General features: G+C 63.9%; 14 protein-coding genes and 2 pseudogenes. 13 read left to right on the forward strand and 3 right to left on the reverse strand.

Annotated elements, in window-relative coordinates; all coding sequences use genetic code 11:
• Positions 1-17 precede the first annotated feature (17 nt).
• From EJI00_RS06875 to EJI00_RS06900, 6 genes are read left to right on the forward strand one after another with little or no spacing between them, the layout of a single operon-like run.
• The gene (locus EJI00_RS06875) at positions 18-2,411 is read left to right on the forward strand and encodes a type VI secretion system Vgr family protein (RefSeq protein ID WP_126746724.1); all 2,394 of its coding nucleotides are present in this window, start codon (positions 18-20) and stop codon (positions 2,409-2,411) included.
• A 47-nt stretch (positions 2,412-2,458) separates the two neighbouring features.
• On the forward strand, positions 2,459-2,842 hold the full coding sequence (locus EJI00_RS06880) for a hypothetical protein (RefSeq protein ID WP_126746725.1): 384 nt from the start codon (positions 2,459-2,461) through the stop codon (positions 2,840-2,842).
• 56 nt (positions 2,843-2,898) lie between these two features.
• Positions 2,899-5,499, forward strand: a complete 2,601-nt coding sequence (locus EJI00_RS06885) for a DUF2169 domain-containing protein (protein ID WP_126746726.1) — start codon at positions 2,899-2,901, stop codon at positions 5,497-5,499.
• On the forward strand, positions 5,496-6,548 hold the full coding sequence (locus tag EJI00_RS06890) for a pentapeptide repeat-containing protein (RefSeq protein WP_126746727.1): 1,053 nt from the start codon (positions 5,496-5,498) through the stop codon (positions 6,546-6,548). Before EJI00_RS06885 ends, EJI00_RS06890 begins: the two co-directional genes overlap by 4 nt.
• A 31-nt stretch (positions 6,549-6,579) precedes the next feature.
• Entirely contained in the window at positions 6,580-7,245 is a 666-nt protein-coding gene (locus EJI00_RS06895; protein WP_260590479.1) for a DUF3540 domain-containing protein, read from the forward strand.
• A 14-nt stretch (positions 7,246-7,259) separates the two neighbouring features.
• Positions 7,260-7,652 (forward strand): DUF4150 domain-containing protein, encoded by a 393-nt coding sequence (locus EJI00_RS06900; protein ID WP_126746728.1) that lies wholly within the window; start codon positions 7,260-7,262, stop codon positions 7,650-7,652.
• Positions 7,653-7,661: 9 nt separating this feature from the next.
• Here EJI00_RS06900 and EJI00_RS06905 read toward each other — a convergent pair whose 3' ends face one another.
• From EJI00_RS06905 to EJI00_RS06915, 3 genes are read right to left on the reverse strand one after another with little or no spacing between them, the layout of a single operon-like run.
• Positions 7,662-8,474, reverse strand: coding sequence for a PP2C family protein-serine/threonine phosphatase (locus EJI00_RS06905; protein WP_126746729.1), 813 nt, complete (start codon positions 8,472-8,474; stop codon positions 7,662-7,664).
• Positions 8,467-10,410 (reverse strand): type VI secretion system-associated FHA domain protein TagH, encoded by a 1,944-nt coding sequence (tagH, locus tag EJI00_RS06910; RefSeq protein ID WP_126746730.1) that lies wholly within the window; start codon positions 10,408-10,410, stop codon positions 8,467-8,469. Before tagH ends, EJI00_RS06905 begins: the two co-directional genes overlap by 8 nt.
• A gap of 49 nt (positions 10,411-10,459) precedes the next feature.
• Positions 10,460-10,843 carry a TssQ family T6SS-associated lipoprotein gene (locus EJI00_RS06915; protein WP_260590480.1) on the reverse strand — a complete coding sequence of 128 codons (384 nt, stop codon included), beginning with the start codon at positions 10,841-10,843 and terminating at the stop codon, positions 10,460-10,462.
• Between the two features lie 518 nt (positions 10,844-11,361).
• Here EJI00_RS06915 and EJI00_RS06920 point away from each other — a divergent pair.
• The 7 genes and pseudogenes from EJI00_RS06920 to tssK all read left to right on the forward strand — a co-directional run bounded on the left by EJI00_RS06920 (position 11,362) and on the right by tssK (position 19,493).
• Positions 11,362-14,006 (forward strand): annotated as a pseudogene (locus EJI00_RS06920) (type VI secretion system Vgr family protein).
• Positions 14,006-15,073, forward strand: coding sequence for a hypothetical protein (locus EJI00_RS06925; protein WP_126746732.1), 1,068 nt, complete (start codon positions 14,006-14,008; stop codon positions 15,071-15,073). Before EJI00_RS06920 ends, EJI00_RS06925 begins: the two are co-directional and overlap by 1 nt.
• The gene (locus EJI00_RS06930) at positions 15,073-16,392 is read left to right on the forward strand and encodes a type VI immunity family protein (RefSeq protein ID WP_126746733.1); all 1,320 of its coding nucleotides are present in this window, start codon (positions 15,073-15,075) and stop codon (positions 16,390-16,392) included. The genes EJI00_RS06925 and EJI00_RS06930 overlap by 1 nt, the downstream gene beginning before the upstream one ends.
• A 271-nt stretch (positions 16,393-16,663) precedes the next feature.
• On the forward strand, positions 16,664-17,167 hold the full coding sequence (locus EJI00_RS06935; RefSeq protein WP_126746734.1) for a pentapeptide repeat-containing protein: 504 nt from the start codon (positions 16,664-16,666) through the stop codon (positions 17,165-17,167).
• Between the two features lie 90 nt (positions 17,168-17,257).
• Positions 17,258-17,380, forward strand: a pseudogene (locus EJI00_RS25050) (IS3 family transposase); the annotation flags it as partial.
• A 75-nt stretch (positions 17,381-17,455) separates the two neighbouring features.
• Entirely contained in the window at positions 17,456-17,956 is a 501-nt protein-coding gene (gene tssJ, locus EJI00_RS06940; RefSeq protein ID WP_260590481.1) for a type VI secretion system lipoprotein TssJ, read from the forward strand.
• Positions 17,957-18,113: 157 nt separating this feature from the next.
• On the forward strand, positions 18,114-19,493 hold the full coding sequence (tssK, locus tag EJI00_RS06945; protein ID WP_126746736.1) for a type VI secretion system baseplate subunit TssK: 1,380 nt from the start codon (positions 18,114-18,116) through the stop codon (positions 19,491-19,493).
• The last annotated feature ends 2 nt before the right edge of the window (positions 19,494-19,495 follow it).

Here is a 19,495-nt window from a genome sequence, read left to right on the forward strand (position 1 = left end):
AAGAAAGGGAGAAAGCCATGGCCATCAGAATCGTCAAAGCCCACACGCCGTTGGCGGAAGACCAGCTGATGTTCCGCTCGATGCACGGCACCGAGGGGTTGTCGCAGCTGTTCGAGTTCGAGGTGGATCTGGTGAGCCCGAGCGTGTCGCTCGACATGAAGTCGGTTCTGGGCAAGCCGCTTTCGCTTGAAATACTGACGGCCGGCGAGCCTCGCTTCCTGAACGGGCAGATCGTTCGCTTCACCATGGTCGGCAAGGAGGCGGGCACTTCGCGCTACGTGCTGTACCGTGCCACCGTGCGGCCCTGGCTCTGGTACCTGACGCGCACCAGCGATTGCAAAATCTTCCAGAACAAGTCGGTCGTCGACATCCTCGAGGAAGTGTTCGCCGACTACAACTTTGCGTTCGAGAAGAAGCTCAGCGGAAGCTACCGGCAGTGGGAGTACTGCGTGCAGTACCAGGAGACCGACTTCGCCTTCGTGAGCCGGTTGATGGAGCATGAGGGCATCTACTACTACTTCAAGCACGACAAGAACCAGCACACGCTGGTGCTCGCCGATGACATCGGCGCGCACGAAACCCTGCCGGGCTACCCGAAGATCAGCTATCTCGCGGCCGACCGCGACCCGGACCCGTTCCAGGAGGTGATCGACCAATGGCAGGTGACCGAGGAAATCCGCCCCGGCACCTACGTGGTGGACGACTACGACTTCAAGAAGTCGAAGGCCGACCTCATGGGCATGCGCAGCCAGCCGCGCGGGAACCCTCACGATACCTACGAGATCTACGAATGGATGGGCGGCTTCAGCGAAGCCGAGCAGGGCGAGCACTACTCGTGCATCCGGCTCGAAGAGGCGCAGTCGCAGGCGGAGCGCGACGTCGGCCATTGCAGCGTGCGCGGCATGGCACCGGGCTACCGCTTCACCATGCAGAACTGTCCGCGGCAGGACGACAACCGCGAATACCTGATCGTCTCCGTGGCCTATGCACTGCGCGAAGGCGGCTACGAAAGCGGCGCCGCCGACAGCCACTACAGCTTCAGCTTTGCGGTGCAGCCGACCTCATACCCGTTCCGTCCGCCGCGCGTAACGCCGATGACTCGCACCAACGGACCGCAGACCGCCACCGTGGTGGGCAAGGTCGGCCAGGAGTATTGGGTCGATCAATACGGCCGCGTGAAGGTGCAGTTCCGCTGGGACCGCTATGGCAAGAGCGACGAGAACAGCTCCTGCTGGGTGCGCGTTTCCAGTGCCTGGGCCGGCTCGAACTACGGCGCCGTGAACCACCCGCGCAAGGGACAGGAGGTGATTGTCGATTTCATCGGCGGCCACCCTGACCGTCCGATCATCATCGGCCGCGTCTACAACTCGGACCAGATGCCGCCGCTGGAACTGCCCGCGAAGGTGACCGTGAGCGGCTTCGTGAGCCGCAGCCAGGACGGCACGCCCGCCAATGCCAACGAGTTCATCCTGGACGATGCACCGGGCTCCGAGCTGGTCCGGATTCATGCCGAGAAGGATTTCGAACTCGATGTGGAAGCGGACGAGAGGGACACCATTGCCGGTGACCGTACGACCACGGTCACCGGAAACGACACGCTCACCGTTGGCAAGGCGCGCACCACCACAGTGAAGGCGGGCCTTGACCACGCGATGTACCAGACCGGCTCGAAGCTGGAGGTATCGGGTGGGCTGACGGAGCATTTTTTCAACGACAGGATCGAGATCACGACCAAGGGCGGTGCGGAGGAAACCGTCGAAACCGGCATGTCCGAGGTCAACGTGCTGGCCGGGCTGCGCAGGGAGACCTTCGACAAGGGGCTGCATGCCGATGTCAAGGAAGGAATGAAGGAGCATGTGAAGACTGGCGATTCCGAACTTCGAGTCGAGGCCGGAAAACGGACCGAGTTCTACAAGACCGGATGGACCCGAAACATCGACAGCGGCGGCGGCAGTGACACGATCAAGGACGGTCTCACGGAGACGATCGAAACGGGCGACCATGTCTCGACAGTCTCGGCCGGAGACTATTCGGGCAAGGCGGAGAAGGTCACCATCGAGGCCACGGCCGGCGACGTGGAAATCAAGGCCTCGGGAGATTTTCTTTTCGAAGGCAACCACGTCAAGCGGGTCAACAGGGTGCTGTTGTGGGACTGGTCTCCGACTTCGATCACCGCGACCGGCATTTCGAGCGCGTCATTCGGTGTCAACAACAGCAACTCGGTGGTGGCGAATTTCAATGTGCTGACCTCAATTGCCACGAACGGAGTCAAGTTCGAGAAGTTCGGCGTAGCGTCGGCCGTCGGAACCTATACGCAGACCGTCACGGCATTCCATACGCCGAACCCTGGCTACGAACTGAGCGGCGGGTACTTCGTGCTTTTCGCCAAGGCTTTCTTCGGGATCGTTTGAAGACATGAGTGCCTGTTCGACCATCCCGCATGAAGGAGCGTAGGCGCTTGAGCGAATTTGCTGGCATTCTGGTTCTCGTCGCCGTGCTGTGCCTGTGCGCCTACGTGGTCATCAGCGGACAGGCGTTCGAGAGAAAGGTCAGGGGCGTCCATGCCGACGAGGATCGCAGGATCGCGGAATTGCTGGCCACTGGCGTGCCAATGCGAGCGAGGATCCTGTCGGTGTCCGACACCGGAACGCGGCTGCGGCCGCATCACATCCGCGCCGCCGTGCGGCTCCTCGTGCACGAATCCGATGGAACCGAGCGCGAGCTGAGTGGCCTCATCTCGATACCGCCGCTGCGCATTCCGATGCTCGTTCCCGGGCGCGAAGTCGTAGCAAGGGTTGATCCCATCACGAAGGAGTTCGTCGTCGACTATGGAAAAGAGTGAATCTCTTCATCTCTGCGCATGACGCCCGTGCATGATCCATCGGACGGGGCATACGCATGAAGACCGTCAAGCCCTTTCGCCTCAGCGTACTGTCGCGGCCGCATCGCTGGAAAGGCGGGGACGTCCTCGGCGTGGCGGTGATGGCTCTCGCCAGCCTGGAGAAGTCGCCCCGACTCTTTTCCGAGCAGGAGCTCTGGGAGACGGTGACCGGGGAAATCGGTCCGGGCGCGGTGTTCGACCTGGGGGTTCCGAAGGCGGTCCCCGAGTTCCTGGTGAGCGGCCATGCCTACACGGCGCACCAGACGGAAAAGACGGTCTGCGCGGTGCGCGTGCTCGTGGGAGGTCTGGAAAAGTCCCTCACCGTCTTCGGGGACCGCTACTGGCTCGACGGCCGCATGACCGAGGCCCTTCCCTTCGAATCGATGAGCGTCGGTTGGGAGCGCGCCTACGGCGGCGCCGGCGTCCCTGAGAACCCACTGGGCATAGGCACCCAAGACGAGGTGATCAACGGCGTTCTGACCTGCCGCCTTCCGAACGTGGAGGATCCGCGCCACCGCATCGCGACGCGGGGCCAGCGGGTCGCACCCGCCGGGCTAGGGGGGCTCGCGCCCGAGAGCCCCGCGCGAATGTCCTTGATGGGCAGCAAGTACGGCGCCGACTGGCTGCAAAACGGCTTTCCGGGCTTTGCCGACGACATGGACTGGCGCTACTTCAACGCTGCTGCGGCAGATCAGCGGTGGCCGCAGCTGCAGGCGCTGCCGCCTGGCGCGCCGTACGAAATACTGAACATGCATCCTACGCAAGCGGCATTGCGCGGCTGCCTACCGGACTGGCGGGCGCGTTGCTTCTGCAGCTTCAACAAGGATGGCACCGGTCTGCTGGAAGCGGAACTGCGCCTCACGACCGCCTGGTTCTTTCCGCATCTGGAGAGGGTCGCCCTTATCTGGCACGGCGGCATACCGATCGAGGAAGACGATGCATCCGACATGAAGCACCTCATGCCGGCGCTCGAGCTGCCTTCTGAACCGCGTCCGCTCGAGCACTATCAGGATGTGCTGCTCAAGCGTCTCCAGCCGGGACAGAACCCGGGCTATCTGCTGCGCGATGCCGATCTGGCGCCGCGCAGCGTACTGGGTTCCTGGAAGGCGGGGGAGGTGCCCGACGTGATGAACCGTCCCTTGCCGAGGAACTTGCAGGCGGGCCGACAGCGAGACTACGACGTACGGCGCGCCGAGCTTCTTGCCGAGGGGTTGGATCCCGACCGCTACATCGCGCCGCCGATGCCTGCGGAGCGGATCACCGCGCTCGAAGACCTGCCGGAATTCCTCGAACGCATGGAGGCGAAGATTTCCGAAGCGAAGCAACAGGCGGCCGAGGCGCAGGACGCAGGGGCGCGCCTTGACGAAGCCGGCAGGAAGATGGAGGCCGATGCCGGCCTGCCCGCTCAGGCTCCGCCGGCTCACACCGATCCGGAGGAACAGATCCGCCAGTTGGACGAGTTGGACACGCTGCCGCAGTCGAACGACGGTGCCGCAGCGGATTCGCATGCACAACTGAAGGATCGCCTGGCCGCGCAGATCCGGGAGAGCTATCTCCATGCCGCTCATCTTTCGCCGGCCGCGCCGCCGATGCCGTCGTTTCGCGCGGCCAAGATCAGGCGTCGCCTGGAAGCCGCTCCGGCGGACGGTCGCGATTTCGCGCGCATGAGCATGATCGGCGCGGACCTCTCGGGAATGGACCTGCGCAACGCCAATTTCGCTGGGGCGGTCTTGACGGATGCAAACCTGAGTGGCGCGCTACTCGACGGCTGCGATTTCTCGCGCGCGGTGCTGTCCCGCGCCAACCTGACACAGGCGTCCTTGCGTCATGCCACCCTGGCATCGGCCAACATGGCTGGTGCCACACTGGCGGGAACCGTGCTCTCTCATGCGCAACTCACGGATGCCAATTGCCAGCAGGTCCGCTTCAGCGGCTGCAATTTCGAGCATGCCGTGTTCGAGCGCACGGACCTCTATGAGGCCGAGTTCAGGGCGTGCGATCTGCGTGGCTCCAAATGGCAGCAGGTAAACCTGTTCCGGATGAGCTTCGGGGACATCGCGTTCGACGAGGCGACGATCGAGCAGGTCCTGTGGGTGGAGTGCACCTTGCGCCGTGTGTCGTTCGCCGGTGCGCGCCTTGTGCGCTGTGCCTTCGCGTCGACGGACTGCAGTGAGGCGGTCAGCTATGCACGGGCCGAGTTGACGACCTGTTCTTTCACGCAAGGCACATCGCTTGCTCAGGCCGTGTTCAGCGGCGCGATGATCAAGCAGTCCAGCCTCCGGGGCGTGGACCTCGCGCGGGCCGACCTGAGCGAGGTGCGGCTCGATGCCTGCGACTTTTCCGAGTGCGGGCTCCAGTCGGCGCGATTCGATCGGGTCATCGGTGGCGAAAGCCTGTTCGTGCGGGCCGACTTTACCGGGGCTTCGCTGCGCCATGCCAACCTGATCGATGCCAATCTGTCCAAGGCCGTGCTCAGCTTCGCGGACCTCAGTGGCGCGAACCTTTTCCGCACCGATGTTTCGCAGGCCCTGATCGATGGCTCGACCCGATTGGACGGTGCCTACACCCACGGCGCCAAGGTATGGCCAGCACGGCGTTCGAAAGGCCGGGCCGCGTGACGCTGGAGGAACTGCTCGACAAGATCCGCCACGGCAGTCCGGTCGTCGGCGTGGACGGAAGGCACTGGAACCTCCGCGGACTCGATCTCTCGGGCGCGATCCTGGACAAGGTGAACCTTGGTGGCGCCGACCTCTCGGGCGCGAACCTGGAAGACAGCATGCTCACCCATTGCATCTTGTCTGGAAGCGATCTTTCCCAGGCCAACCTCGCGAGCACGAAGTTCTTCCGCTGCGACTTGCAGTCCGCGAGGATGATCGGCGCGATGCTCGAAGGCGCGGGTTTCGTGGAGTCGAATCTGGTGGAGACCGTGCTAACGCAAGCCAATCTGACGCAGGTCTTCTTCGGCAGTTGCCAGCTGCAGCGCGCGCAGTTGCAGACCTCGCATCTCGAGCGGACCGGATTCGCTCAATCGCAACTGGATGGCGCCAGTTTCGCGGGTGCCGCAATGAGCTTCGCCACCTTCCACCGCCTCGACCTGAGCCGCATCGACCTGCGCTCGGCCCGCGGCGAAAGCGTAGTGTTTGCCGAGTGCGATCTGAGCCGCCAGTCGTTTGCGGGGCTGGAGTTCTGCCGGTGCCAGTTCACCGACAGCCGGTTGGAACACGCCGATTTTTCTGGCGCGCGGCTCGTGCAGAGCAACTTCAAGGGCGCATTTCTGCACGGTGCGTCGTTCGCGGGCGCCGATGCGCGGCAGACCCTTTTCATCGAGGCTGGGTTGCATGACGCGGACTGCAGGAACGGCCGCTTCGACCAGTCTCTCTGGGTGGACGCCAGACTCGCGCGCACCAACTTCGGCGGTGCGCACTTGCCCCTGAGCGTCTTCCATCGCGCTTGCTGCACGGAGGCCGATTTCAGGGGGGCTGAACTGCAGGACGCAGATTTTTCGTATGCAGACCTGACGCAAGCCAATCTGGTCGATGCGCGCTTTCTTCGTACGCGTTTTCACCGCGCAACGCAGCAGGGCGCGCTTTTCTCCAGCCGTGGTGGCATCATGGAAAACGAGCCGGAACTCTACAAGGCGCAGGCGTGGTCTGGACCACGACCATGAGCCGCAACGCATCCAGCAAGAAAGGGAATCAATGATGAATGTCATTCCGTTGCGCGCAACGCCCAGCGACCAGACGCCAGTGCATGTGCTGGGCCGCTTGGCTTCCTTTCTGCCCGACGGGCAGCTTGGCGTCGAGGACGAGAGCGGCAGCATCTGGATCTGCCGCCGTGCGGCCAGTTGCCTGCTGAAGCCCGAGATCGGCGATGAGGTCCTGCTCTCCGGTCCCGACCGGGACAGGGTCTGGCTGATCGCGGTGACCGAACAGGCGGATGCGTCGGCCAGTCGCATTGACGCCCCGGGAGATCTGACGCTCGGCAGCATCGAGGGTGCCGTCTCCATCGAGAGTGCCGGCAACGTGCGGCTCCGAAGCGGCGCCACACTGGAAATGGAAAGTCCGCGATGGGTGCTGCGGGCCGAGAGTGGAGACTGCCACGTCGTCAACATGCGGTTCACGGCTGAAACCGCAGACGCCACCGTGGGGCGCCTGCGGATGGTCGGCAAAGTGCTCGAAACGTCCGTGGACCGCCTCGTACAGATGGCGCGCAATGCCTTGCGGCTGGTGGACGAGATCGATCAATCCCGCGTCGGGCACCTAGACTGCAAGGCGACGGAAACCGTGCGCATCCACGGCCGGCATACGCTGGTGACGGGTCAGGACCTCGTCAAGGTCGACGCGTCGCAGATCCACATGGGCTGAGAGGAGCTGTCGCGATGTTTGCCAACTGCCAGTTGATGGGAATGGACCTCGCCTTCCCGGACGTCTGCAAGACACCACCCGCCGCCATGGCGCCCATCCCCTATCCGAACATGGCTCTCGGGCCGATGGCGGTCCCCAACACTTGGAACATCTTGTTCATGGCGATGCCGGCACACAACATGGCCACCACGACGCCGATCACGCTCGGAGACACCGTGGGGGCGGGCGGCGGCATCGTGTCGCAGACGTTCATGAGCCAGTCGCGGCACGTGACCGGCGCATTCACGGTGCTGTTGCGCGGCACGCCGGCGACGCGCGTGACCAGTCTCACGTCCCAGAATCGCAACAACATGGTCGGCATGCGCATCGTGCCGAGCCAGTGCAAGGTATTGATTCTCGCGGCCTGACTGTCCACCCTATGCGGCGGGGCGCGCCGTCGCCGTCCCCGCCAGCGTCACCTGCTGCGGAAACCCCACCCACACCGCCAGCGCCGAGTAGTTGTCGCGCGACTCGTCTGCCTTGGCTTCGGCCGCGCGGCGCAGCAGTGCGAGCCACTCTTCGGCACTGTCGGCCAGTTGCAGCGAGCGTTCCATCACCTGCTGGGAGATGAGCTGCCACAACCCGTCGGTGCACAGCAAGAATGCATCGCCGTCGGCGAGCCGCTGCGGCGTTGACACAGTGGTCTCGGCCGTGGCTCTTGCGCCCAGCGCGCGGTACAGCAGGTTGGTCTTCACCAGCCGCTCGCCGCCGTTGGCTCCGTTGCCCATGGCGGCTTCGCCTGAGCGCTCCGACAGGCTGTGGTCTTCGGTACGCTGCATCAGCGCTCCGCGGCGAAACCAGTAGAGGCGGCTGTCGCCCACGTGGGCCCAGCAGGCCTGGCCGCTGGTGCGGTCGACGAAGAGCGAGACGATGGTCGCGCTCATCCGGCTCTGGTCGGCGAGCTCCCGCTGCTTGGCAAGGATGGCGTCGTTGGCGGCTTTCACCGCATGCTGGATGTCTTCTTTTTCGACCGACGGGTTGTCGACGAAGGTGTTGAGCGCGGTGTCGACCGCAATGCGCGCGGCCAGCTCGCCGCCCGCGTTGCCGCCCACGCCGTCGCTCACGACGAAGCAGGCGTTGTATTCGTCGAGGTGATAGCCAATGGCGTCCTGGTTGCCGCTGCGCTCGCCCACGCAGGAGAACTGCGAGGTGGAAATGGGAACCGCGAAAGCACGGGTGGTTTCAAGCACGGCGTGCCTCCTTGAGTCGTTCCATTTCCTTGTCGTAGGCCTGCTGGAAGGCGCGGCCGAAGACGGCCTGGAAATCGTCCTCGACAGCCGCCGTGGTTTCCGCATGCAGCTTCTGCAACTGGCGCCACAGGCGCGCCTCGCGGCCGCCGGGCAGCAGCTTTTCGCCGAGGCCGCCGTCGTGCGGCGTGGCGGTGTTCAGCGCCGTGGGGTCGAAGCGCTTCAGCACCGTGAGCAGCGCGGCGCGCATGCCGGCCACCATGCCGAGCTGATGCGACTGCAGGTCGCCGAGCGCGTCATGCACGGCGGCTTCGGGCGACAGGAAGCCGGGCATGCGCGCGCCGAACATCTGCATCAGCACGGCGCGGCCGTTGGGAAGAATCTTGAAGGGGTTGTTTTCCTCGTCGACGATCATCGTGATCTCGGCGCGCACTTCGCGCTTGAGCATGGCGCGCGACGAGAGCAGCTCGATGGTGCCGTCGGTGAACGCACGCATGAGCCGGCCTAGGCGCCGCATGGCTTCCGCGTCGAGCGGCTGCTGGCCGGCCACGTCGGGTACGCCGGCGCCTTCGAGAAAGGCCCTGAAGAGATCGTCCGATGAGGATGACGGCGAGGCCGGCGTTACCGTCGGTGCCACCGCGGCGACCACCGGCGAGGGGACAGCCGGTGGGGAAGCGACAGGCTGAGGTGCCGGCGTCGCTGGCTCAGGCGGTGCGGCAGGTTTCGATGCCGATACTGCTGGTGCTGGTGCTGGTGCTGGTGCTGGTGCCGGCGCCTCCACCGGCACTGCAGCCGACTCCGCCTTCTTCGGCTTCGCAGCAAGCGGCGGATCGAAGGCCACCGGGTTCGGCGGCCTGAACTGCGCGGACACTTCGCGCGCATGGTTCGAATGGCTGTGCCCTTGCGGCGTGGCGACGGGCCTGGCCAGCAGGTCGAGTGCGGGATGCACCTCGCGCAGCGGGTCCTCGTGGGTCAGCGCGGTCGGGCGCGGATCGGAAAGCGGCGAGGGCGCGTTGCTGTCGGCGGCAAAGAAAGAGAGCGGGTCCACGCCGCGCTTCAGCGCCACGTCGGACATGTCGGTGGCCGAGTGGGGATTCAGTTCGGAGAGCGGATCGACCGGGTTCCTGCGCGCCTGCGAAGGCAGCTCGAAAGGTTCGTGCGCCATGGGGTCGGGCATCGGCTCGGGCGCGCTCTTTTCGCGGCGCGGCGCATTGGCGAGGATGGCATCCCAGTCAGCCGCGGAGGGAATCTGCGAGGCGCTCGTTCGAGTGCTTGCTGGGGGCGTTGGCACCGATGCCGGCGGCGGGGCGAACACAGGCGGCGCTGCATGTTCTTTGGGCTCTTCCGGCGCAAATGCCGGCACTGCCGCAGAAGCTTCGACGCGCGGGGGGGCCGATGCCGGCGGCGGCATGGCCACGGTGACAGGCTGCGTATCGCCGATGGGCAGCGCGCCCGCGCCGAAGAGATCGGAGAACACATCGGAAACCGGCGCGTCCGGCAGCAACGAGCTCATGGGCGCTTGCGCCTGTGCCATGGCGTTCGCCATCGGAACATCGCGCAAAGGCGCGGTGGGCTGCTGCGGAGCCGGCATCACGGGTGCGGCCGGTGCGACGGCGGCGGCGCGATGGCCGCTCGCCGCTTCCAGCACATAGCTTCCGATGGTCACGCGGTCGCCGTCGGCCACCGGCGATTCCTGCTCGTGCTGCAGCGTGCGTTCGTTGACGCCGATGGGCAGCACCGCGCTCATGTTGCGCAGCACCGCCACACCCTTGTCGTCGAAGCGCACGGTGGCCTGCAGGCGCGAGATCTGGCGCTGCTCGTCAGGCAGCACAAGGTGGTTGTCGGGGCTGCGTCCAATCGTTCCACCGGGCGCCGCAAGAAGAGCCGAAGGCCCCGACGTTACCGGCTTGCCGGCATGTTCGATCACCGTCCAACGCATGGCATCTCCATCTTCATGTCGAGCTGCGGTTTGCTGCCGGCTTCAGCGCTCAACGCTTCATTCGTTTGGCTGCTTCGAAGGCAGGGCCCCACACGGGGTGCTTGCGTTCTGCAACGCTCAAGTCGAAGTTCGGGAACGTATCGAGCAGCTTGCGAAACTGTGTGCGGCATTCGGGCACCTGGTTGGCCACGCAGTAGCTGAACGCCTTGAGCTTCATGGCATCGAGCCGCGTGCCGGGCTCCGCGGCCTCGAACACCGAGACGCCGCCGCTCTTGAGCGTGGCAATGGCCTTGGCATAGTCCCCTTCGTCATACGCCTGTTGCGCGCGTTCGAGCGTGGTGCGCGCCACTTGCTGGCTCAGGCGTTCGGGGTGCGGCGGTTCGGGCGGGTGCGTGGTCGTGCAACCAGCAACGAGGAATAAGGCGAACGCCAAAGCAGGCAGACATGACTTCAATCTTCTCTCCAACCTTGCGAAAGGCAATGCTTGATATGACAGTGTGCAGCTGTCAGGAGACAGGCACACGATACCCACGCGATATGCGACTCGGTTCGTGCGCACGACCTCGATAATACAAGCTGAGAGGTCGCTGGCGCTGGCGGTTTCGTCCACCGCGAGCCTTCGAGGTGTTCGCCCACCTTAGTCACGCGAGCCATTGCGAAGGCCCGTTCATGCGCATCTTGAGCGGGCCGTTACTCACCACTTCGACCACGGGCGCGCCGGGTTCACGCCTTCACCTGTCGTCGGGGTCGATGTCGTGCCAGAGGCCCTTACGCTGTGCATTCGTTCACACATTGCGCATGCGCCTTCTGCGGGTGCTACTTTTGGCCGCTTCGAAGCGGGTGCGGTGGCTTACATAATCCAACAAGCCTGCCCTCGCTCCGAGCGGCGGCCATCTCAGGGAGCCTCATGTCCATCCTCGACAGCGCGCGCGCGTGCACTCGCCGGCCGCAATGAAACGCCGCGTCGAGATCACAACGCCGCTGGGCGAAGCACTCAAATTCCACCGCCTGGTCGGCCGCGAGGCCCTCAGCCAGGCTTACGTTTTCGACGTCGATCTGCTCGGCAACAGCAACGCCCTCGACCCCAAGGCCCTGCTCGGCAAGAGCGCCAACGTGGCGGTGCAAACGGAATCCGGCATTCGCCACCTCGCCGGCATCGTCACGCGCTTCGGCCTGTCGCAGGAAGACGCCCGCCAGTCGTTCTACAAGATGCGGCTGCGCCCCTGGCTGTGGCTGGCCACCCGGCGCTCGGATTTCAGGATATTTCAAGACCAGACCGTCCCGGAGATCATCGCGGCCGTGCTCGGGCGTTACGGCTACCCCTTGGAGCAGAAGCTCAGCCAGAGCTACCGCACCTGGAACTATTGCGTCCAGTACAGCGAAACCGACTTCCAATTTGTGTCGCGCCTGTGCGAACACGAGGGCATCTATTTCTACTTCCGGCACGAGGCCGAGCAGCACGTGCTGGTTTTCGCCGACGACATCGCCAGCTCGCATGGCCCCTTGCCCGGTGGCGAGACCGTGCGCTATCACCCGCACGAAAAATCCGGCATGACGGGGGGCCTGGAGCCCAGCGAACGCATCTATATGTGGGAAACCTCCGAAGAAGTCCGCTCCGGCCACCACTACCGCGACCATTACGATTTCGAGCACCCGAAGGCCGACCTCGCCAGCCTGCGCAAGATGCCGCCCGGCCACGACCACGACGATCACGAACTGTACGAATGGCCCGGCGACGCCGTCCAGCATGGCGATGGCGAGACCTATGCGCGCATCCGCAATGAAGAGCAGCTGAGCGAGCGCAGCCGCGCCAGAGGGCGCTCCAACCTGCGCGAGCTGGCACCGGGCCACACGATCCGGCTGGCCAGCCACCCACGGGCCGACCAGAACCAGCAATACCTGCTGCTCGGCGTGGCCTATCACTTGCAGGAGAACCTGGAGGCCAGTGAGGGAGTCACGGGCACCGGCGGTTCGGTCCAGCAATTCGCCTTCGACGCGCAGCCCACGACCTTTGCATGGCGCCCGGCGCGCACCACGCCCAAGCCACGCACGCGCGGCCCACAGACCGCCATCGTGGTCGGTCCGGCCGGCGAGGAGATCTGGACCGACCAATACGGCCGCGTGAAGGTGCAGTTCCACTGGGACCGCCTCGGCCAGCACAACGAAAACTCCAGCTGCTGGCTGCGCGTGTCGACATCCTGGGCGGGGGCCACCTTCGGCGGTGCTGCCTTGCCGCGCATCGGGCAGGAAGTGATTGTCGATTTCCTCAACGGCGATCCGGACTTCCCGATCATCACGGGGCGCGTGCACAACGCCGACGAGATGCCGGCATGGCAACTTCCTGACCAGAAACACCTCTCGGGCATCCGCAGCCGTGAACTGGGCGGTGGCCGGTCCAATCACCTGGTGCTGGACGACTTGGGCGGCAAGATACAGGCCCAGCTCAAGAGCGACCACCAGAGCAGCAGCCTGAGCCTCGGGCACATCGCCCGCATCGAGGACACGGCGGGTCGCAAGGACCTGCGTGGCCAGGGCTTCGAGCTGCGCACCGATGGGCACGGGGCCATACGCGCCGCCAAGGGCTGTTGGTGACCACCGAGGCACGCTCCAACGCCCGCGCGCACATCACCGACATGGGCGAAACCATCGCCCGGCTCACCAATGGATGCGACTTGCACGAGAGCTTGTCGGAGGCCGCTCAGCAGGCCAAGGCGCACCAGGCTGGCGATCAGGATGCGGTCACCAAGGCGCTGAAGGAGCAGAACGACCAAATCAAGGGCAAGGGTCGCCCGGGCCACAGCCGCGACCTGGGCAAGTTTGCGGAATTCCAGGAGCCTCACCTGACGCTCGCGAGCCCGGCCGGCATCCAGAGCACGGCCGAGGGTTCCACGCACATGGTCAGCGCAGAGCACAACGCGCTCACCAGCGGTGGACATGCCAGCATCAGCGCCGGCAAGAGCTTCCTCGTGTCCGCCAAGAACGCCGTGCGCATGGTGGCCTTCAACAAGGGCATCCGCATGGTCGCCGCAGCCGCCGACATCGACATCTCGGCGCTCAGGGACAGCATCAACGCCCTGGCCAAGCTGAACATCAAGATGGAGGCCAACCGGATCACCATCACGGCCAAGAAGGAAGTGGTGATCAACGGCGGTTCGAGCTACACACGCTGGAATGCCAGCGGCATCGAGAGCGGTACCAATGGAATCTGGCGCGAGCACGCAGCCACGCACAGTCTCGTGGGACCGAAGAGCATGCCGGTTCCGGCGATGGACCTGCAGCGCCCCAATCTGGACCTGGGGCCTTACAAGGCCGACTACCAACTCTTCAAGACCGACAACCGGCCCTTCGAGGGCTACGCCTACGAGATCCATGACCGGCACCGCGAGTTGCTGGAGAGCGGCGACACCTCCAAGGCGGGTCAGACCCGCATGGTCAACAGCGAGATGGCCATCGGCCTGAAGGGCCGCAAGTCCATCATGCGCGAGAGCGAGCGCGTGACCGAGAACTGGTCGTCGGTGCTGGAGACCAAGGCTCGAGAGGCCGAAACCCGCAGCACGCCGACACCGGGCAGCACACCTGAAAGCGAGGCTGCGTAATGCCCGCACCTGCCATCGTCTGGGGCATCATCGAACTGATCGCCCTCGCCATCACGGTTCATGAATTGGGGGAGCTGGCCGAAGAGCTGTACGAAGGGGTCGAGAAATACGGCAAGGACATCGGCAAGGCCAAGGAGGAGGTTCGCAAGGTCATCCAGAGCATCCAGGACGAGATCGCACAGAAGATCGAGGAGAAGGAGGAAGTCGCGATCCTGCTGGCGCTGGAGGCCGCCGACCCTCAGGGGCAGAACACCCGCAAGGCCGCTGGCCGGGGGGCCATGGATGCCACCATCAATGCGGCGATCGAGCAGAAGATTCCGTTTCGCGACGCCATCACCCAGGTGTGCGCTGCGGCCGACCGCATGCCCGTTCTGAGCCTCCGGCGAAAGAAGGGGGTATCGATCAAGGACTTGCCCAAGGCCAAGCGCAAGATCATCGAGGAACTGCTGTCGCTGTCGGTCGAACAGTTGACCGATGTGGAGCTCGAGGAGTTTTTTGTGATCAGGCTGAAGCAGCTGGCGGCCAACCTGTTGTTCGAGTTCGTGGACGAGTGCCTGAGCTGGGCCAGCCCGCTGAAATGCGAGGTCAACTTCGGGCCGCCGCCTGGGTTCGAAGACCCCCCTGTGGAGGGCGCCACCAAGCTCAAGCGGTTTGGCAAGGTCAACCCGTTCTACCCGACGCCATTCCAGTACCGCAAGGGCAGCATTGCGGCGGACCTGATGATCTCAGAGTACCGCCACCAGCGACCCGACAAGGGCAACATCTTTGCCATCGTGGAGATCAAGTTTCCGGGGGATCGGATTGAGGCGGAGCAGTTCGAGGCGTACAAGTTCATGCTTGAAAGAGCCGCCAAGGTCAAGACGGGCCGTGCGCCCATCACATTCCAGGGCAAACCCGTCAGTTCGGGCGGTCGACTGTCGCTGTTCCGCTACCCCGAGGACATCGCGGTTCACGGAAAGAAAGAGCCAGACAAGCCGTCAGAGCACGAGAAGAAGGAAGAGCCGGAGCAGCAGAAATCGGAAAAGTCCAGTGGCAGGTCGCGGCACAGCAGAAAACGAGGCATTTGATGAGTACAGCGGAACTGTTCCTCAGCCCTGAGGAAATCGAGAAGTTCATCCGCGAGAGCAAGATCGCTCCGCAGTGGTTCTATGGCTACCCAGGTCGGGAGTTGGGCATCTGCCCATATGTGACTTTCTACGTCTATCACCAGCCCGAGGACTACATGTCGGTGGCGGGCAAGTTCATCGACATCTGGGAGCGCTTCGGTCGGCTCGTCGACGAGCCCATCAAAAAGGTGTTCAAGTCGCGCACCCAGGTGTGGCTCAACGCTGGCGACAAGCGATTCCCCGAGGATCTTCGAGCAGAAGCTAAGTTCTTGCAGGACGAGTTTCGGACTTTCTATCTGATGGCTACCGACATGGAATCGCCTGATGCATCGCCGTTGTGGTCCTATTCGGCGCGAGTTTGTCATGTGCCTCAAATGGGCTACAGCACGCTCAAACTGGTCTTCTGCTACGACTGGTACGAGGACGGCAATCAAGCGCGGTGGCGGGACTTCGTGCTTGATTGCATCAAGTCGCTTCGACCCGAGCAGGCATACATGGGATATGAGGTAGGCAACGGCGGTCTCAGCGTGATGGGGGCCTATGAGTCCGATGTGCTTGAACGCATCTGCGCTGACCACTTCTATGGGCTGGACATCGATCACCCTTCGAGCATGGGTTTTCACGCCAATGATGATGAAGATGGGTATGTCAATCCGGCTCGACTTGGCGCCGGCGTACGTTCGCCCACCTGGTGCTTCATGCTTTCGCCCGTGTGGCAGCGCAAGCTTGGCAAGCCGGAGCACCAGATTCGCGTCGAGTTGGCCGACCCCCGCATCAAGATCACCGCAGTTCCCTACCCACGGAATACGCGCAACCCCGATGGTGCGAACGGCCTCTGGATCGAGTTAGGCGACCTCGACCTGTATCCGGTGGAAGATGGCGTGCCCGATGTGCTGGTCAAGGCCAATCGCCTGATCCGCCCTATCCGATGCGACCAACTGAACCTCAACACGCTCGATCCATGGGACGGCGACCCGAATCCGCGGTTCGGCTACGAGACTTCGCTTCGCTGGATGCGCCGATTCGACGAGGACAGCGACTGGCCCAGCGCTGAGCAGCGCCGCAAGCCCTCGCCCGATGAAGGCGGCGATGCCACCTCGAAAAGGCAACCGCTCGTGCCCGGCGGCGAGCCCTGCCCGCAGGCCGGGTGGTGGTCCACCCTGGCCCAATCGGGCAGCCGGCGCCGCTTCGAAAAGGGCGAGGTCATGCCGGTCATCGAGGGCAGCTCTTTCGGTGATACCTACTGGCAACAGGCAAGTGGCCCAAAGGACGAAAAGTGAAGGACCGGCCGGTGGATGCGTTTCGGTTTGATCTGGTGCTGCGACAACTTGGGGGAGAGCAGCGGCCAGCCAATGCCTATAGCCAGTTGAATATGCGTATGAGGCAGTCCCTGTGGTGCCGCGCTGGCTGCGGCGAGCTTGCGGAGTGTGGTCCGCTGGGCTGGTGGCCATACTGCAGCCACGCATGTTGGAAAGATCGGAAAGAATCTCGAGAAGAGCCGGATGCTTGCTTCAGCGTGGGGCCTCCGAACGGCGAGCCGGAGACGAAGCTGTGACGGCTCAGCGCATCATCTTGGAACACGACCTCTGGAGAAAGGGCGCGGGTGGGGCGCCAGCCGGCCTGACTGGACAAGCTGACAGCTCGACCTACGTCGACCTGGATCTCGATCTGGCCAAGTTCACCGAGACGACCTTTGCCGGGAGCTGCTTTACGGGAACGACTTTTCGGAAGGCGCAGTGGGCGGGCTGCAGGTTCACAGACTGCATCTTCAGCGCCTGTGACTTTGAGGGCATCGCCATCAGGGGCTGCGCCTTCACCCATTGCGTCTTCGAGCAGGCCAGATTCGGACGGAGCACCCTGGCCAGCAGTCAGTTCATGCGATGCGAGTTGCGCGAGGTCAACTTTGACCAAGGGCAGTGGTCCAAGGTCCGGCTGCTCGACTGCACCGCTACGACCGTCAAGGCAAGGGGATTGCGTGGTGAGGGCGTGGACTTCACGCGCAGTGGCTTCGAGCAGTTGGAGTTTGAGGACACCATCCTCAACAGTGCGATGTGATCCGATGATGTTCCGTTGCATCAGAGATGGGGCCCGGAAATTCAGACACCCATACGGTGAGGATTTCGCCTGTGAAAACCGGAGCAAGAAATGACCAAGAGAACCCGCCGCACGCGCACGGAGGCATTCAAGTCCGAGGTAGTGTCGGCTGCCTTAAAGGGCCGCAAGACGCTGGCCGAATTGGCACGGCAATATGACGTTCATCTCAGCCAATCGACAGGCGCTGAATGAATACCAGGCAGCTAAGATATCTCACCTGAAAGTCTCCATCTTATGCATCGACGAACCTTGCTTCAAGGCGCACTTGCAACCGCACCGTTGTTTGGTGGCCTCAGTGGATGCGCATCGACTGCGAAGTCATTGCCCACACCTTACGCCGTCACCATTCGCATCGACGATGGCGTCAACCCCGACGGGCGCGGCCAGCCGGCGCCGATTCTCGTCAAAGTCTTCGAACTGAAATCTTCCGGTAACTTCGAGACGTCAGACTACTTTGCACTACAGGACCGTGACCGCGAAACGCTTCTGACGGAGCTCGTGAACGCCGACCAGGCCATCATGCGCAGCGGCGAAGAGCGTGTCTTCAAGCGCGAAGCGGGGCTCGACTCGCGTGCCATCGGCATCATCGCCGGCTATCGCAAGCTGGAGGCTTCGCGCTGGCGCATCGTCTTGCCGCTCAAGGAGCCGAAGCAAACCAATCTCTACAAGGTGTGGCAGTTTTCGCCGAGCGAGCAAAGCGTGCGCGTCGCCATTCGCAAGACGGGCATCGAGTTACTACCAACTCGTTAATTTCTCTGCTTTGTAGCTAAAAAGTGCGAGCAATCTGCGCGCGAAATTCGGTGCAAAACGTAAGAAGCGCCGTGTAGCATCTAAGAAAAAATGAATCGATCGGGAGGACGTTAACAAACGCCTCCTGCTTCAGTGTGGGTACTCCCCAGGAGGTTCTTTGGTGACAGTTCGCAACCCGGGCGCCGGCAGGCAGGGCGCTCATCCGCAGGCATTGGCGAATCGCGTGGTGTGGTCCGAAGGCATGTACCTGCGGCCCCAGCACTTTCAGCAACTGGAACGCTATGTCGAGCAGTACGTCACGCGCCGAACCGCGGGCCTGCAAGGCGCCTATTGGGGATGGCTTCACCTGGACATCGACCGCGATGCCTATGCGCTCGGCCGCGTGTCCTTGCTCGGTGGCGCGGGCGTGCTGCCAGACGGCACGCCGTTCTCGTTCGGCGCCGAAGATGCGCCCCTGCCTTATGAAGTACCGACCGACCTGACCGATGAACTCATCGTGCTTGCATTGCCGCTGCGCCGCACCGGCAGCGAAGAAGTCATCTTCTCGGAAGACGAAGGCTCGGCCGCGCGCTTCGGCGTGATCGAGCGCGAGGTGGCCGATGGCAACGCGGTCGCGCTCGGTCCCGCGGTGCTGCAGCTCGCAAAGCCGCGCCTGCGCCTGGCACGTGCATCGTCGCTCACGGCGGAGTGGCAGGCCATTGGCGCGGTGCGCGTGATCGAGCGCCGCACCGACCACAAGCTGGTGGTCGATGCCAACTACATTCCGCCGGTGCTCGATGCGTCGGCGCACGCGATGCTGCGCAGCATGATTGCCGAGCTGCATGGCCTGCTCACGCAGCGTTCCGAGGCCTTGGCATCGCGCCTTTCGCAACCGGGCCGCGGCGGCGTGAGCGAGGTATCGGACTTTCTTTTGCTCGAGTTGGTCAACCGCTATCTCGCAACGACCTGGCATGCGCAGCAGGCGGTGCAGGTGCACCCCGAGCAGCTGTTCACCGATTGGCTCAAGCTGGCCTGCCACCTGGCCACGCACACCTCGCCCACCCGGCGCCCGGTGGTGTGGCCGGTGTACGACCACGACAATCTCAATGAAAGCATCCGGCCGCTGATGGAAGAGCTGCGGCGCTCGCTCTCGGCGGTGCTCGAGCAGAGCGCCATCGCCATCGAGCTCGAAGAGCGCAGCCACGGCGTGCGCGTGGGCCGCATGCCCGATCCGGTGCTGGTGCGCAACGCGGGCTTCGTGCTCGCGGTGCATGCGGACCTGCCCGCAGACGCCATCCAGCAGCGCTTTCCGACGCAGGTCAAGATCGGCTCGGTCGAACGCATTCGCGACCTGGTGCAGCTGCAGCTGCCCGGCGTCACGGTGCGGCCGCTGCCGGTGGCGCCGCGGCAGATTCCATACAACGCGGGCTACCACTACTTCGAGCTCGACAAGAGCGGCGACATGTGGCGCCAGCTCGAAAAATCGGGCGGCGTTGCAATGCACCTGGCCGGCGACTTTCCAGGCCTGGCCATGGAGTTCTGGGCCATTCGTCCGTGAGG

The sequence above is a fragment of the Variovorax sp. DXTD-1 genome, assembly GCF_003984625.1.
Classification (GTDB): domain Bacteria; phylum Pseudomonadota; class Gammaproteobacteria; order Burkholderiales; family Burkholderiaceae_C; genus Variovorax.